The sequence below is a fragment of the Rhodobacter lacus genome (assembly GCF_042683065.1).
GTDB classification, from domain to species: domain Bacteria; phylum Pseudomonadota; class Alphaproteobacteria; order Rhodobacterales; family Rhodobacteraceae; genus Rhodobacter; species Rhodobacter lacus.
The window spans coordinates 168,245-184,064 of the sequence record NZ_JBHUIX010000005.1 but is presented as its reverse complement, the minus strand read 5'-3'; the positions used below and the strand labels follow the sequence as shown (position 1 = coordinate 184,064).

Genomic DNA, 15,820 nt, shown 5'->3' with positions numbered 1-15,820 from the left:
CGGGCGGATTCAGGCGGGTGCCGCGCCCCTCTCGACTCTGGCGGCGTCAGGCCCGATATTGGCGCCATGTCACTACCCCCCGGTTTCCTTGATGAGCTGCGCACGCGCGTAACCCTGTCCGATGTCGTCGGGCGCAAAGTCATGTGGGATCAGCGCAAGTCAAACCGGGCCAAGGGGGATTACTGGGCGCCGTGCCCGTTCCATCAGGAAAAGTCGGCCTCGTTCCACGTCGATGACCGCAAGGGCTTCTATTACTGCTTTGGCTGCCACGCGAAGGGCGATGCGCTCGGCTTCATCAAGGAGACGGAAAACGTCTCCTTCATGGAGGCGGTGGAGATCTTGGCGCGTGAGGCGGGACTGCCGATGCCCGCGCGCGACCCAAAAGCCACCGAGCGCGCCGACCGGCGCACGGAGCTCACGCAGGTGATGGAGGAGGCGGTAAAATTCTACCGCCTGCAGCTCAACACCCAGGCGGGGGCGGGGGCGCGCGACTATCTGGCCCGGCGCCGCCTTGGGGCCTCGGCGCTTGAGCGCTTCGAGATCGGTTTCGCGCCCGACACCCGCCACGGCCTGTTTCAGGCGCTCACCGGCAAGGGGATTGCGCCCGATCTGATCGTCGAGGCCGGGCTCTGCATCCGCCCGGAGGATGGCGGCGCACCCTATGACCGGTTCCGGGGCCGGGTGATCTTTCCGATCCGCGACGCGCGGGGCCGCGCGATCAGCCTTGGCGGGCGGGCGATGGACCCGAACGCGCGGGCGAAATATCTCAACGGCCCCGAGACGCCGCTTTTTGACAAGGGCCGCAACCTTTACAACATCGGCCCCGCGCGCACCGCTTGCGGGCGCGGGCAAAAGCTGATCGTGGCCGAGGGCTATGTCGATGTGATCGCGCTGGTCGAGGCGGGGTTCGAGGGGGCGGTGGCGCCTTTGGGCACCGCGATCACCGAAGATCAGTTGCGGCTGATGTGGCGGATCGCGGATGAGCCGGTGATCGCGCTCGATGGAGACGCGGCAGGGCTGCGCGCGGGGATGCGGCTTGTCGATCTGGCGCTGCCGATGCTGGAGGCGGGCAAGGGGCTGCGGTTTGCGCTTTTGCCCGGCGGGCAAGACCCGGATGACCTTATTCGCGCCGAGGGGCGCGGCGCGATGGAAAAGGTGCTCGAAGGCGCGCGGCCGATGGTGGATCTGCTCTGGCGGCGCGAGACCGAGGGCAAGGTGTTTGACAGCCCCGAGCGCCGCGCGGGGCTCGACAAGATCCTGCGCGCGGTGCTTTTGCGCATCACCGATCTTTCGCTGCGCGCTCATTACGGGGCGGAAATCAAACGGTTGCGCGAAGAGCTGTTTGGCACTGCGAGCCAGTGGCAACCGCCCCGCGCCCGCGGCGCCTGGAAGCCCGGCAAGGGCCCGGCGCTGCCGCTGCCCTCCACCCGCTCGACGCTTCTGGCCGCGGCCACCACCGATGCGGTGGCCGAGCAGCTTCGCGAGACGATGTGCCTTGCCATTCTGTGCGCCCACCCGGCTCTGGTGGCCGAATTCGAGAGCCAGCTTGAGCGCATGGAAATCTCTGACCCGGATCTGGAGGCGGCGCGCGCGCTGATGCTGGCGCATGCCGCCGCCCCGCCTGCCGCGCTTGCCGAAACCCTTGCCGCCGAGGCCGCCCCCGCCCTTGAAAAGCTGCGCAATCACCCCCATGTGCGCACTGCCCCCCCCGTGTTGCGCCGTGACGACACCGCCTTTGCCCGCATGTGTCTGGCAGAGGAACTGGCGAAGCTCTCGGCTGCGCGCGCGGTGAAGGCGGAAATCGAGGAAGCCATGGAAGCGCTCGAAGGCCTGGCCGACGAGGGCGTGACATGGCGCATTACGCAGGCGACGAAGGCTTATCACCATGCCGAAAAGTCGAAAATCAACGATACCGCCGACCTGGGGGAGGATCGCGCGGCGATGTCGCAATTCCTCCAATCCCTGCTCGATAAACATTCGGGCAGATAACGCTTGGTGACTTGATTCGCCCTGTGATTCGCCGTTCTGATTCGATACAACGGCGGGAAACGATTCGATTCCGGTGCGCGAGGCCCCGCGCAGCGATGATTTGCCCGATGAAGCCCGATCAAGGAGCGCCCATGGCCGCCAAGGACATCGACGACACCAAACCCGAGACTGCTGCCGACGAGGATACCTCCTTCGACATGAGCCAGGCCGCGGTAAAGCGGATGATCGCCGAAGCGAAGGAACGGGGCTACATCACGATTGATCAGCTCAATGCCGTGATGCCGCCCGAACAGGTCTCGGGCGACCAGATCGAGGACGTGATGTCGATGCTCTCGGAGATGGGCATCAACGTCGTCGAGGGCGAGGAAGCCGAAGAGAGCGAGGGTGGCGAGGTGGTTGCCACCGGCTCCGGCTCGCGCGAGATCGCTGTGGCGGGCACCACTGCGGAAACGCTCGACCGCACCGATGACCCGGTGCGGATGTATCTGCGCGAGATGGGCTCGGTGGAACTGCTTTCGCGCGAGGGCGAGATCGCCATCGCCAAGCGCATCGAGGCGGGCCGCAACACGATGATCGCGGGGCTCTGCGAGAGCCCGCTGACCTTTCAGGCGATCACCATCTGGCGCGACGAACTTCTCTCCGAAGAGATCTTGCTGCGCGACGTGATTGACCTTGATGCCACCTTCGGCCGTTCGATCGATGGCGAAGAGGACGAGCTGGGCGAGGGCCCGGTTGACGGGCTCGAGATGGAAGGCGGCGAAGCCGGCACGCAACAGCCGCGCCCGGCCTCGAACGAGCCCGAATTCGATGCGGACGGCAACCCGATCTCGCGCGTCGAGGAGGATGACGACGAGGATGACGGCTCCAGCATGTCGCTTGCCGCGATGGAAGCCGCCCTCAAGCCGAAAGTGCTCGAAACGCTCGACCAGATCGCCGATGATTACGCGCGCCTTGCCGAGATGCAGGACCAGCGCATGTCTGCGACGCTGAACGAGGATGGCACCTTCTCGGTGGCGGAAGAGGCCGCCTATCAGAAGCTGCGCTCGGAGATCGTTTTGCTCGTGAACGAGCTGCATCTGCACAACAACCGGATCGAAGCGCTGATCGACCAGCTTTACGGCATCAACCGCAAGATCATGTCGATCGACAGCGGCATGGTGAAGCTGGCCGACAATGCGCGCATTCCGCGCCGCGAGTTCATCGACGAATACCGCGGCTACGAGCTTGATCCGACCTGGATGGATCGGATGACCGCGAAGCCGGGCCGCGCCTGGGCCACGCTGATGGAAAAGAGCCGCGACAAGCTGGAGGATCTGCGCTACGAGATGGCGCAGGTGGGCCAGTATGTCGGCGTTGATATTTCCGAATTCCGCCGCATCGTGAACCAGGTGCAGAAGGGCGAAAAGGAAGCCCGTCAGGCCAAGAAAGAGATGGTCGAGGCGAACCTGCGCCTCGTGATCTCGATCGCGAAAAAATACACCAACCGCGGCCTGCAATTCCTCGACCTCATTCAGGAAGGCAACATCGGCCTGATGAAGGCGGTCGATAAATTCGAATACCGCCGCGGCTACAAGTTCTCGACCTATGCGACCTGGTGGATCCGTCAGGCGATCACCCGCTCCATCGCGGACCAGGCGCGCACGATCCGCATTCCGGTGCACATGATCGAGACGATCAACAAGCTGGTGCGCACGGGCCGGCAAATGCTCCACGAGATCGGCCGCGAGCCGACGCCAGAGGAGCTGGCCGAGAAGCTGCAGATGCCGCTTGAGAAGGTCCGCAAGGTGATGAAAATCGCCAAGGAGCCGATCAGCCTCGAAACCCCGATTGGCGACGAGGAAGACAGCCAGCTGGGCGATTTCATCGAGGACAAGAACGCGATCCTGCCGCTGGATTCCGCGATTCAGGAAAACCTGAAGGAAACCACGACCCGGGTTCTCGCCTCGCTCACGCCCCGCGAAGAGCGGGTGCTGCGGATGCGCTTTGGCATCGGCATGAACACCGACCACACGCTCGAAGAGGTCGGCCAGCAGTTCTCGGTCACGCGCGAACGGATCCGCCAGATCGAGGCGAAGGCGCTGCGCAAGCTCAAGCACCCGTCGCGCTCGCGCAAGCTGCGCTCCTTCCTCGACCAGTAAGAGATCGCCAGATCCTGCAGCGCCCCCGAAGTTCGGGGGCGTTTGCTTTTGGGCGCATCGGTCGCAGGCGGGCGTTGCAAAAGCGTCATCCTCGCGGCGCATGATCGGGCCACCCCTCTGGAAACCCGCTGATGAACCTGTTTTTCCCCTCTCTCTTCTCCGCTCTGCTCGCGCTGGCCCCGGCGGCTTTTGCGCTGCCGATTCCCGATGGCGCGGGGCTCACTGTCGTGCGCAAGGAATGCACCCGCTGCCATTCGCTGATGAAAATCGCCAACAGCGACGGCAAGACCCGCGCGGGCTGGGTCAAACATGTCGAGCGCATGACCGATATCGAGCGCCGCCCCGAGGCGATGAAAGCGGTGGTCGATTACCTCACCGAGCATTTTCCGCCAGACTGACCCCGGCGGTTCGTCCTGTCAGCTTGCCGTAAGGTCGTGGCGCTAGCGGCGGGGGCGATGCGCCGCCTGTCTTGCCGTTGCGAAACCCGTTAAAACGGGTCACGCCGCGCTGCACCTGAGGCGCCGCGGATGGACGACGGAAGGGGACGGATGTGCGTGAAGAGCTGCAACGGCTGCTGCTGACCTGGGTCACGATCACCAGCATGGCGATCGCGGCGGCCTGCCACCGGTTTTTGCCCGGCTTCGAAGGAGGCTGGGCCGAGGTCGCGGCGCTGCTGATCGTGTTTGTTGCCGGTGGCGTGCCCGCAGCGCTGCGCGCGGGCGAGGCGCTTGTGAAAGAGCGCACCCTCGACATCGACCTTCTGATGGTGATCGCGGCGCTGGCCGCCGCCGCCGTTGGCGCCGCGCTCGAAGGGGCGGTGTTGCTCACCCTCTTCAGCCTCTCAACCACGCTTGAGCATCGCGCCATGGGCCGCACCCGCCGCGCCATCGAGGCGCTGATGGAGTTGCGCCCGGACCGTGCCTTCAAGCGCGGGAGCGACGGCGGCGTCGAAGAGGTGCCGGTCGAGAGCCTGCAACCCGGCGATGTGGTGATGCTGCGCCCCGGCGCGCGGGTGCCGGTGGATGGCCGCGTGGTCGAGGGCGAGGGCTCGGTCGATGAATCCACCATCACCGGGGAATCGGTACCGGTGCACAAGGCCCCCGGCGCGCAGGTGTTCGAGGCGACGGTGAACCTGCATGGCGTGCTCGCCGTCGAGGTCGCCCGCCCGTTGACCGAAAGCACCGTGGCGCGGATGATCGCGCTGGTCACCGAGGCGCAGGCCGAGCGCGCGCCCTCCGAGCGCTTCTCCGAATGGTTCGGTCAGCGCTACACCATCGCCGTTCTCGTGGGCGCGATCCTTGCGTTCGGGGCGTTTTTCGCGCTGGGCCATGATTGGCAGGTTTCCCTTTACAAGGCGGCCACGCTGCTGGTGGCGGCGAGCCCCTGCGCCATCGTGATTTCGGTTCCGGCGGCGATCCTCTCCGCGCTGGCGGCAGCGGCGCGGGGCGGGGTGCTCTTCAAGGGCGGGGCCGCGCTCGAAACCCTCGCCAAGGTCGAGACCTTCGCCTTTGACAAGACCGGCACGCTGACCACCGGCCAGCAGGAACTGGTCGAGATTCACGCGACCTGCGACGAGGCCGATTTTCTCGCGCGTCTCGCCGGTCTCGAGGCCCATTCCGAGCATCCGATTGCCGCCGCGATCCGGCGCGCCGCCGAGGCGCGCGGGCTCGCCCCCGTGGCGGTGCGCGAGGCGCGCGCGGTGCCGGGCGAGGGCATGGTCGGCGTTGACGAGACCGGCGTGATCTGGGCGGGCAACCTGCGGCTTGCCACCCGCATGGGCGCGAAGGCCGAGGCCGATGCCGCGAGCCAGGTGCCCGAAGGGCTTCATGCCGCGCCGCGCACGCTGGTATTGCTGGGCCGCGGCGCGCAGCTTTTGGGTGTTGCCGGGTTCGAGGACCGGCCGCGGGCCTCCACGCCGCACGGGCTTGGGGCGCTGCGTGCGGGCGGCGTGGGCGAGATCCTGATGCTGACGGGGGATCGGCGCGCGGTGGCCGAGAAGGTGGGGGCGGAGCTGCGCATCGCCCCCGCGGCAATCCACGCCGATCTGCGCCCCGAGGACAAGCTGCGCCTTGTGGGGGAGCTCGCAGGCAAGGGCCGGGTCGCCTTTGTGGGCGACGGGGTGAACGATGCCGCAGCGCTTGCGCGCGCCGATGTGGGCATTGCCATGGGGGCTGCGGGCTCGGAAGTGGCGCTTCAGGCTGCCGATGTGGCGCTTCTTTCCGAAGACATCGGCCGTCTTGCCGAGGCGCACCGGCTCGCCCGCCGCACCGCGACGATCATCCGCCAGAACCTGATTTTTGCGATGACGGCGATGCTCGTTCTGGTGATCTCGGGGCTTTTCTTCGCCTTGCCGCTGCCGATTGCGGTGATCGGCCATGAGGGGGGCACGGTGCTCGTCGTGCTCAACGGGCTGAGGCTCCTTGCTGACCCGATCCGCAAGGCGCGCGCCTGATCAGGCGGCCAGAAGCGGCAGCGTGACGCCCATCACCCAGGCAAGGGCCAGACCAAGCCCGAGCCCGGCGGCGCTGGCGCCCGTGCGCCGCGCCAGCCAGCGGCCAATCAGCCCCTGCCCGAGCCAGAACGCCAGCAGCACCGGGATCGCCATCACCACAAAGAGCCGGTCCTGATCGCCCAGCGCCACCGCGCCGGCCAGTGAGGCAAGGGCCGCCAGCCGCGCCAGCGCCCGGCGCCAGAAGGCGGCGTTCCCCGCCTCGGTGAGCGCGGCATCGGCGAGCATGAAGGGCAGGGTGCCGCACAGCATGAGGGCGATCAGCCCGGCGCGCTCGGGCGAGGGCCAGAAGTTGATGAAATAGCGATCCATCGCGAAGCCGAAAACGCCAAGCCCCCAGATCAGGAAGAACGCGACGGCCTTCCCGTGCAGCCGCTTCAGCCCCGCGCCGCGCAGGAGCGCAAGTTGCAGCCCGCCGTAAAGCGCGAGATGGATGGTGAGATAAAAGACCGCCGTCACCCCGAGCGGGTTGACGCGCAGCGCCGCCAGCGCAAGCGGCGTGACGAGCGCGGGGGCGAGCGTGGCGATCAGAAAGCGGCGCCGGGGCAGGGGAACGAAGCCCGGCCCCTTTTTCAACAGCGCGATCAGCGGGCGCGCCAGCACCACGATGCCGGCGAAAAGCGTGACGAGCCAGACCCCCATCCGGTCCACCGGGGCCGTGCTCTCGCGCCCGAAGGCGCGGTCAAACCAGGCGCGGGCGGCGGTGATGGCGGCGGGGCTGTAGAGCACGCCCACATGCCCCACATGCGGCGCCACCACCGTTTGCCGTTCCACGCCATCGGCGGCAACCAGCGTGCCCTCTTGCGCCTCGGGCACCACCTGTGCGGCCGCCTTGCGCGCAAAGCCGCGCAGCATCCCCTCCCATTCGCCCGAGATGATCTCGAGCCGGGGCGGGAAATCGGGGGTAATCGCCTCCGAGAACGACGAGATTGCCACCACAGCCGCCACCGGCGTGCCCGCCTCCGCCTCTTCCTTGGCGGCGCGGATGATGATGTCGGTCGCCATCGAATGGCCCAGAAGCGCCACCTCCGGCGCGCCCGGCAGCGCGCGGGCGGCGGCGATCACCCGCCGCGTCTCGGCCATCAGATAAACCGTTGTCCCCTCGATCTTCGTCACATCGCCGCGCATCGGCACCGGGTTGCGGCCCTGCCCCTCGAAGTCAAACGCAAGGACGCGGTAGCCCGCCTGCGCAAGCCGGAAGGAATAGCCCTGCATGATCTGGCGCGAGCCCGCAAAGCCATGCGCGATGACCACCGCCGGGCCAGTGGCGCCGGGCTGCTGGTAAAGCGTGACCGGTGTGGGGCCGAGCGGAACGGGCCGGATCTCGAGCCCGGCGCGCTCCCGTTCCAGCAGGAACACCGAAACGACGATCAGGCCGAGGGCAAAAAGACCAAGGGCAGCATGGCGGAGCGGATGTCTCACGGGCGCGTCTCTGGTTGGGTGACGGGATCTTGGGTGGCGGGGGCGGCCCCAGTCTGACCGAAAGCGCGCGTGGTGCAAGCGGGCGCAAGCGCGCGGTGCTGGAGGTTGCGCAAGAAAAAGCCCCCGCGCGGGGGGCTTTTCGCTTTGTGCTGGCGCCGGGGCTTATTTCGGCAAGATCCGCACGCCGCCCTTGGCCGCCGAGGAGGCCAGAAGCGCATAGGCCTTGAGCGCGGTCGAAACGGCGCGGGTGCGCGGCGCGGCCGGGGTCCAGGGCAGCGGCCCCTTGGCGGCGCGGCGCGCTTCGAGCACATCCTCGGCCACGGCAAGGTGGATGGTGCGGTTCGGGATGTCGATCTCGATCACGTCGCCGGTTTCCACCAGCCCGATCAGCCCGCCTTCCTCCGCCTCGGGCGAGACGTGCCCGATCGAAAGCCCCGAGGTGCCGCCCGAGAACCTGCCATCGGTCAGCAGCGCGCATTTCTTGCCCAGCCCCTTCGATTTCAGATAGCTCGTCGGATAGAGCATTTCCTGCATGCCGGGGCCGCCGCGCGGCCCCTCGAAGCGGATCACCACCACCTCGCCCTCGGTGACCTTGCCGGTGAGGATGCCCGAAACCGCATCATCCTGGCTTTCGAACACTTTCGCCGGGCCGGAGAATTTCAGGATCGACTCGTCCACGCCCGCGGTCTTCACGATGCAGCCGTTGAGCGCGATATTGCCAAAGAGCACCGCCAGACCGCCATCTTTGGAATAGGCATATTCTGCGGCGCGGATCACGCCCGTCTCGCGGTTGCGATCCACTTCCTTGTAGCGGTTCTGGGTCGAAAACGCCTCGGTCGTGCGCACGCCCCCCGGCGCGGCGCGGTAGAACGTGTCCACCGCCGGGTCATTCGCCGTCATCACGTCCCATTTCGCGATCGCCTCGCCGATGGTGGCGGAATGGACGGTGCCGCAATCGCCGTGCAAAAGCCCCGCGCGGTGCATTTCGCCCAAGATCCCCATGATGCCGCCGGCGCGGTGCACGTCTTCCATATGCACATGCGAGACGGCGGGAGCGACCTTGCACAGCACCGGCACCTTGCGGCTCAGACGGTCAATGTCATCCATGGTGAAATCGACCTCGCCCTCATAGGCGATGGCCAGAAGGTGCAGCACCGTGTTGGTCGAGCCGCCCATCGCGATATCGAGGCTCATCGCGTTTTCAAACGCCGCATGGGTGGCGATGTCGCGCGGCAGAAGGCCCTTTTCCTCGCCCTCGTAATGGCGCTTGGTGATCTCGACGATGCGGCGGCCCGCCTCAAGGAAGATCTCCTTGCGGTCGGCATGGGTGGCGAGCATCGAGCCGTTGCCCGGCAGCGCAAGGCCCAGCGCCTCGGCCAGGCAGTTCATCGAGTTGGCGGTGAACATGCCCGAGCAGGAGCCGCAGGTCGGGCAGGCGGCGCGCTCGATCTCGGCCACCTGATCATCGGTGTATTTATCATCTGCCGCGGCCACCATCGCGTCGATCAGGTCGATGTCATGGGACATGATCGAGGGGTCGATCTTGCCCGCCTCCATCGGCCCGCCGGAGACGAAGATCACCGGAATGTTGAGCCGCATCGCCGCCATCAGCATGCCGGGGGTGATCTTGTCACAGTTGGAAATGCAGACCATCGCATCGGCGCAATGGGCATTGACCATGTATTCGACCGAATCGGCGATCACTTCGCGCGAGGGCAGCGAGTAAAGCATGCCGTCATGGCCCATCGCGATCCCGTCATCGACGGCGATGGTGTTGAACTCTTTGGCAACACCGCCCGCCGCCTCGATCTCGCGGGCGACCATCTGGCCAAGGTCTTTCAGATGCACATGGCCCGGAACGAATTGCGTGAAGGAGTTGACGACCGCAATGATCGGCTTGCCGAAATCACCGTCCTGCATGCCGGTGGCCCGCCACAGGCCACGGGCACCGGCCATGTTGCGGCCATGGGTGGATTTGCGGGAACGATAATACGGCATGGGCTTTCTCCGGTTCTGGCGGCGACTCCCCGAGGGGGCGCAGGCTCGGCTTCTCTTAACGCAGCAGGCGGGTGAATGCCAATTGCGAAAGCCGGGCCGGGCGGGCGCGGAACGATGCCGGGGCCGCGGCGTTTCTCTCTCATCGCCCGGGGGGCCGGGCCTGCAACGGAGTGCGCCATGACCCTGCATCGTCCCGACCCGCCGCTTGCGGCGCCCGTGCCTGCGCCCGATGCGCGGCTGTGCGTGATCGTCAACTCCGGCTCCGGGGCCGGGGCCGAGGCGCGGCTGGAGCGGTTGCGGGCGGCCTTCGCAACCTATTTTCCGCAAGGCGGCTGGAGCATCGCGGCGGGCGGGCCAGAGCAGATCCTGCCCCATACGCGGCGCGCGCTTGCGCGGGGCATCGGCACGGTGGTCGCCTGTGGCGGCGATGGCACGATTGCCGCCGTGGCCGAGGAAGTGCGCGGTGCCGGGGCGCGGTTTGGCGTGATCCCGACCGGCACGTTCAACTTTTTTGCCCGCGGGCTCGGCATCCCCGAAGAGATCGAGGCGGCGGTGGCGGTTCTCGCCGGCGGGCTCGCGCGCCCGGTGCAGGTGGGCACGGTGAACGGGCGGCTCTTTCTCAACAATGCCTCGATCGGGCTTTATCCGCGCATCCTGCGCGAGCGCGAGGAAATTTATCGCCGCTGGGGCCGTTCGCGGATCGCCGCGCATTGGTCGGTTTTGCGCACGATGGTGACGATGCCGGGCGGCATGGATATGGAGATCACTTCGGCCACCGGCACGCACCACGTCCATTCCCCGCTCGCCTTCGTGATGAACAATCCCTACCAGCTTGACTTCCTTGGCATCGAGGGGGCGGAGCGGCTGCGCGGGGGCGAGCTTGCGCTCCTGCTCGCGCCCGCCAAAAGCGTCGGCGCGATGCTCTCGGGCGCGGTCAAGCTTGGCCTTGGCATGGCGGAGCGGAAGGTGGATTATCACATCTCTTTCGCGCCCGGCTTCACCATCACGCCGGCGCGCCGCCACCTGCTTACCGCGCGCGATGGCGAGCGCGGCACGATGCGCGCGCCGCTCGTGTTCCGGGCCGAGCCCGATGCGCTCGTGGTGATCGGCCCCGAGGCGGCAGACCGCTCCGGGGCTGCGCCAACACCTGCCAGCGCGGCGATGGGCGCGATCACCGCCGGGGTGCCCGCGTGATGCGGCTCGTGCATCTCTCCGATCTGCATTTCGGGCGCGCGCATCCCGAGCTTGTCGCGCCGCTCCTTGCCAGCGTGTCGGCACTCGCCCCCGATCTGGTCGTGATTTCAGGGGATTTCACCCAGCGCGCGCGGGAGAGCCAGTTTGCTCAGGCGCGCGCTTTTCTGGACCGGCTGGAGGCGCCCTGGCTCGCCGTGCCCGGCAATCACGACATTCCGCTCGACCGCCCCCTGTCGCGGTTCCTGCGCCCCTTCGCGGGCTATCGCCGTGCGATCTGCCGCGATCTGGAGCCGGTCTGTGATCTGCAAGGCCTCACGGTTTTGGGCTTCAACACCGCCTCGCCGCGGCATTGGCAGGCCGGGCATATCCGGCGTGCCCGCTTTGCCGGGCTGCTCGCGCGCGCGCGAAAGGCGGCGGCCGCGGGCCGGCAGGTGGCGGTGGTGGCGCATCACCCCTTCACCCAGCCCGACGGGAGCGACAAGGCGCTGATCGGCGGTGCGGCCGAGGCGCTTGAGGCGATGGCTTGCGCGGGGGTGGGGCTCATTCTCACCGGCCATCTGCATCTGTGGCGCACCGCGCCCTTTGTGACGCAAGACGGCAGGGCGCGGATCTTGCAGATTCAGGCGGGCACCGGGCTCTCTACGCGTGAGCGCGGCGAGCCCAATGATTTCGGGCTGATCGAGGTCGGGGTGGCTCGCACCGGGATCACGCGCTACCAGATCGCGCCCACGGGCGGTTTCGGCCCGGCGGGGCAGGTGGCCTTTCGCCGCACGCGCGGGGGCTGGGTGGCCGAGGCGCCGCCCGCCGCCCTGGTGCAAGACCGCCCGATGCTGCACGAGATGGCGGATTAGACCATCCGCTCCACCGCCAGCGCCGTGGCCTCGCCGCCGCCGATGCAAAGCGTCGCGACCCCGGTTTTGAGGCCATGCGTTTCCAGCGCGGCCAGAAGCGTGACCAGAACCCGCGCGCCCGAGGCGCCGATCGGATGGCCAAGCGCACAGGCGCCGCCGTGGATATTGACCTTGTCATGCGGCAGATCGAGCGCGGCCATCGCCGCCATGGCCACGACCGCGAAAGCCTCGTTCACTTCGAAAAGATCGACCGTTCGCAGATCCATGCCGAGCTTCTCCGAAAGCGTCCTCAGCGCACCGATGGGCGCGGTGGGAAAGAGGTTCGGTTTGTCGGCATGGGTCGCATGGCCAAGAATGCGGGCGAGGGGGGCAAGCCCGCGTCGCTCTGCCTCCGAGGCGCGCATCAGCACCAGCGCGGCGGCCCCATCGGAGATGGACGAGGCATTCGCCGCCGTCACCGTGCCGCCCGCCCGAAACGCCGGTTTGAGGCTCGGGATCTTGTCGCGCTGCGCCTTGCCGGGCTGCTCGTCGATCTCCACCACCGTCTCACCCTTGCGGCCCGCAAGGCGGACCGGAGCGATTTCGCCCGCAAACCGCCCCTCCGAGATCGCCGCCTGCGCGCGGGTGAGCGAGGCGATGGCATAGTCATCCTGCGCGGCGCGGCCAAAGCCGAAGCTCTCGGCGCAATCCTCGGCAAAGGTGCCCATCAACCGGCCCTTGTCATAGGCATCCTCAAGCCCGTCGAGGAACATGTGGTCGATCACCTGCCCATGCCCGAGCCGGTAGCCGCCCCGGGCCTTGGCGAGCAGATAGGGCGCGTTCGTCATGCTCTCCATGCCGCCCGCAACCACCACCTGCGCCGAGCCCGCAAGGAGCAGGTCATGGCCGAACATCGCGGCCTTCATGCCCGAGCCGCACATCTTGTTCACCGTCGTCGCCCCGGTGGCAAGCGGCAGCCCCGCGCCAAGTGCCGCCTGCCGTGCGGGCGCCTGACCCTGCCCCGCGGGCAGCACGCAGCCCATGATCACCTCGTCCACCGCCTCGGGCGCGAGCCCGGCGCGCGCCACCGCCGCTTTGATCGCCACGGCGCCCAGATCGGCGGCGCTGGCGGTGGCGAGATCGCCCTGAAAACCGCCCATCGGCGTGCGGGCGCTGCCCACGATCACAACCGGATCCATCGGCTCCCCCCTCATTTTGCCGCCATCCGAAGCGCGCCGTCGAGCCGGATCACCTCGCCGTTCAGCATCTGGTTTTCAACGATATGGCGCACGAGCGCGGCATATTCCGCAGGCTGGCCCAGCCGCGGCGGGAACGGCACAGAGGCGCCAAGGCTCGCCTGCACCTCCTCGGGCAGCCCCGCCATCATCGGTGTATGAAAGATGCCGGGCGCCACGGTGACGACGCGGATGCCGTGGCGGGCAAGCTCGCGCGCAGCAGGCAGGGTGAGCGCCGCCACACCGCCTTTTGACGCCGCATAGGCGGCTTGCCCGATCTGCCCGTCAAAGGCCGCAATCGAGGCGGTGTTGACGATCACGCCGCGCTCGCCCCCCGGGCCGGGCGCGTTCGCCGCCATGGCCGCAGCGCCAAGGCGCAGCATGTTGAACGTGCCGACAAGGTTGATCGAGATCGCGCGGGCAAAGCTTTCCAGCCGGTGCGGCCCCTCGCGGCCCAGGATCTTCTCGCCCGGCGCCACGCCCGCGCAATTGACAAGCCCGTCGAGCTGGCCAAAGGCCGCGCAGGCCAGATCCACCGCCGCCTTGCCCTCTGCCTCGCTTGTCACATCGGTGCGCGCAAACCGGGCCCGGCGGCCAAGCTCCTCGGCCATCGCCATCCCGGCCTCGGCATTCACATCAACGAGCACCACCGCGCCGCCCGCCGCGGTGATCATCCGCGCCACGGCCGCCCCAAGCCCCGAGCCGCCGCCGGTGACGGCGAAGACCTTGCCTTCGATCTGCATCATGTCCTCCCTGGGCTCTCCCTGCCCCTGCGTCAAACTCTGGCCGGGGCAGGGCGATCCCGCAACGCCCAAGCGGGAAAGCGACGTAACGGAATTTCGGCGTTGACGGGGCAGGGCGGGGCGGCGAGAACGACGCAAAGGAGAGCGCGATGAGCAGTGCAACCCCCGCCACCCGGGCCCTTGAGGCCGCGAAAGTGGCCTTTGAGCGGATCGAATATGCCTATGTGCCGGGGCAGGACAAGATCGGGCTGCATGCCGCCGAGGCGATTGGTGCGGACCCGCGCGCGGTGCTGAAAACGCTGATGGTCGAGGTGGATGGCAAGCCCGCCTGTGCGGTGATCCCCTCCGATGGTTCGCTTTCGATGAAGAAGGTGGCGGCGGCCTTTGGTGGCAAGGCGGCGGCGATGATGCCGCCCGACAAGGCCGAGCGGCTCACCGGCTTTCACACCGGCGGGATCTCGCCCTTCGGGCAGAAAAAGCGCGTGCCGGTGGCGTTTGAGGAAACCGCGCTGGCGCAGGCTCTGGTGGTGATCAATGGTGGTCAGCGCGGGTTGATGGTGCGGCTCGCCCCCGCCGATGCGCTGGCGGCTTCGGGCGGGCTGGCGCGCCCGCTTCTGGCGGGCTGAGGCGGCCAAAGTCTGGCCGTATCGGGCGCCGAGAGATGCACCAACGGGCCCCGCGCGGCCCCCTCTGTCAGGAGAGCGGAAACTGTCAGGAGAGCGGAAGATGAGAGTGCTTGCCCGTTTTGCCCGTGGCCTTGCGGCTGCAACCCTCGCCCTCGGGCTGGGAGGGCTTCCCGCGATGGCCGAGCCCGGCGCGCGCATCACCCTTGGCTATGGCCATTTCTTTGACAATGACGTGTTCGGCGATGGCAAGGACCGCTGGCAGACCGGGGCTTACAGCTTTTCGGTGCTGCGCGGCCCGCGCTGGGCGGGCACGCTCCCGGCGCGGCCCTTCGAGATTTTTGAATACCGCCTCGGCGGGGCGGTGGTCGCGCCTGCACGGTTGCGCGCCCCCGCGCCGTGGGACCGGCGCTACGTTGCCAAGGCCACGGCGATGGTGCAGACCTATTTTGCGCCGCGCCCGGAACTTGAGGCCTCGCTCGGGCTCGGGCTCGTCTGGACTGGCCCGGCCAACCGGATCTCCGAGATGCAGGAATGGCTGCACCGGGTGGTTTCCGAGCCGCGCCCGGTGGTGGCGCAAGATCAGTTCCCGAACCATCTTTATCCGGTCTTTGCCGCCGAACTGGCGCGGCCATATGATCTCGGCGGCGCGGAGTTGCGCCCCTTTGCCGAGGGGCGTGCGGGGGATGAGAGCTTCGTGCGCGTTGGCGCCGATCTGGCGTTCGGGGCGCGTGAGCGGGGCGCGCTGTGGCTGCGCGACGATATGACGGGGCAGCGCTATCGCGGCATCGCCGGGGCGGAGCCGGGCGGCACGAGTTTCGTGATCGGCGCCGACATCGCGCATATTTTTGACAGCGTCTATTTTCCGACCGCGGCGGGGGGCGATGCGCTGGCGAGCCGCAAACGGCTGCGGCTCGGGGTGCACAGCCACCTTGGCGATCTGGGCGTGTTTTACGGCGTCACATGGCTTTCAAAGGAATTCGAGGGCCAGCCCGAGGGGCAGGCCGTTGGCTCGCTGCGGTTCAGCAAGCGCTTTTGAGCGCGAAATGCGCGGCGTGAACAAAGGGGATTCACAAGCCGAATCACCCATGCTAATTTGACGTTAATCAAGGACCAAAAGGTCCATACTGCGGGCACGG

General features: G+C 67.7%; 12 protein-coding genes. 8 read left to right on the top strand and 4 right to left on the bottom strand.

The features are described 5' to 3' along the window. The first annotated feature begins 66 nt into the window (after window positions 1-66). The 4 genes from dnaG (at window position 67) to ACFSM0_RS05935 (ending at window position 6,579) form a co-directional block, all read left to right on the top strand. Window positions 67-1,989 carry a DNA primase gene (dnaG, locus tag ACFSM0_RS05950; RefSeq protein WP_377388286.1) on the top strand — a complete coding sequence of 641 codons (1,923 nt, stop codon included), beginning with the start codon at window positions 67-69 and terminating at the stop codon, window positions 1,987-1,989. Window positions 1,990-2,120: 131 nt separating this feature from the next. Continuing rightward, a complete protein-coding gene (gene rpoD, locus ACFSM0_RS05945; RefSeq protein ID WP_377388285.1) occupies window positions 2,121-4,127 on the top strand; it encodes an RNA polymerase sigma factor RpoD in 2,007 nt (668 codons plus the stop codon). Window positions 4,128-4,258: 131 nt separating this feature from the next. Further along, window positions 4,259-4,525 carry a hypothetical protein gene (locus ACFSM0_RS05940; RefSeq protein WP_377388284.1) on the top strand — a complete coding sequence of 89 codons (267 nt, stop codon included), beginning with the start codon at window positions 4,259-4,261 and terminating at the stop codon, window positions 4,523-4,525. Window positions 4,526-4,728: 203 nt separating this feature from the next. Further along, a complete protein-coding gene (locus ACFSM0_RS05935) occupies window positions 4,729-6,579 on the top strand; it encodes a heavy metal translocating P-type ATPase (RefSeq protein WP_377388927.1) in 1,851 nt (616 codons plus the stop codon). Here the strand turns inward: ACFSM0_RS05935 and ACFSM0_RS05930 are convergent, their stop codons facing one another. Then, entirely contained in the window at window positions 6,580-8,058 is a 1,479-nt protein-coding gene (locus tag ACFSM0_RS05930) for an alpha/beta hydrolase (RefSeq protein WP_377388283.1), read from the bottom strand. Between the two features lie 162 nt (window positions 8,059-8,220). Further along, window positions 8,221-10,056, bottom strand: a complete 1,836-nt coding sequence (gene ilvD, locus ACFSM0_RS05925; RefSeq protein WP_377388282.1) for a dihydroxy-acid dehydratase — start codon at window positions 10,054-10,056, stop codon at window positions 8,221-8,223. Between the two features lie 177 nt (window positions 10,057-10,233). Here ilvD and ACFSM0_RS05920 point away from each other — a divergent pair, with 177 nt between their 5' ends. Then, complete coding sequence (locus ACFSM0_RS05920) at window positions 10,234-11,250, top strand: diacylglycerol/lipid kinase family protein (protein ID WP_377388281.1); 1,017 nt, start codon at window positions 10,234-10,236, stop codon at window positions 11,248-11,250. Then, window positions 11,250-12,101 (top strand): metallophosphoesterase family protein, encoded by an 852-nt coding sequence (locus tag ACFSM0_RS05915; RefSeq protein WP_377388925.1) that lies wholly within the window; start codon window positions 11,250-11,252, stop codon window positions 12,099-12,101. Before ACFSM0_RS05920 ends, ACFSM0_RS05915 begins: the two co-directional genes overlap by 1 nt. On the opposite strand, the gene ACFSM0_RS05910 is transcribed toward ACFSM0_RS05915, so the two are convergent. Together ACFSM0_RS05910 and ACFSM0_RS05905 are read right to left on the bottom strand one after the other, a co-directional pair. Continuing rightward, window positions 12,098-13,279 carry an acetyl-CoA C-acyltransferase gene (locus tag ACFSM0_RS05910; RefSeq protein ID WP_377388280.1) on the bottom strand — a complete coding sequence of 394 codons (1,182 nt, stop codon included), beginning with the start codon at window positions 13,277-13,279 and terminating at the stop codon, window positions 12,098-12,100. The two genes, ACFSM0_RS05915 and ACFSM0_RS05910, sit on opposite strands and share 4 nt — an antisense overlap. A gap of 11 nt (window positions 13,280-13,290) precedes the next feature. Continuing rightward, window positions 13,291-14,058 (bottom strand): SDR family NAD(P)-dependent oxidoreductase, encoded by a 768-nt coding sequence (locus ACFSM0_RS05905; protein WP_377388923.1) that lies wholly within the window; start codon window positions 14,056-14,058, stop codon window positions 13,291-13,293. A 149-nt stretch (window positions 14,059-14,207) separates the two neighbouring features. Here ACFSM0_RS05905 and ybaK point away from each other — a divergent pair, with 149 nt between their 5' ends. Beyond that, window positions 14,208-14,684: a Cys-tRNA(Pro) deacylase gene (gene ybaK / locus ACFSM0_RS05900; protein WP_377388278.1), complete on the top strand. Its 477-nt coding sequence runs from the start codon at window positions 14,208-14,210 to the stop codon at window positions 14,682-14,684. Window positions 14,685-14,784: 100 nt separating this feature from the next. After that, the gene (locus tag ACFSM0_RS05895) at window positions 14,785-15,720 is read left to right on the top strand and encodes a lipid A-modifier LpxR family protein (RefSeq protein WP_377388276.1); all 936 of its coding nucleotides are present in this window, start codon (window positions 14,785-14,787) and stop codon (window positions 15,718-15,720) included. Window positions 15,721-15,820: the final 100 nt, after the last annotated feature.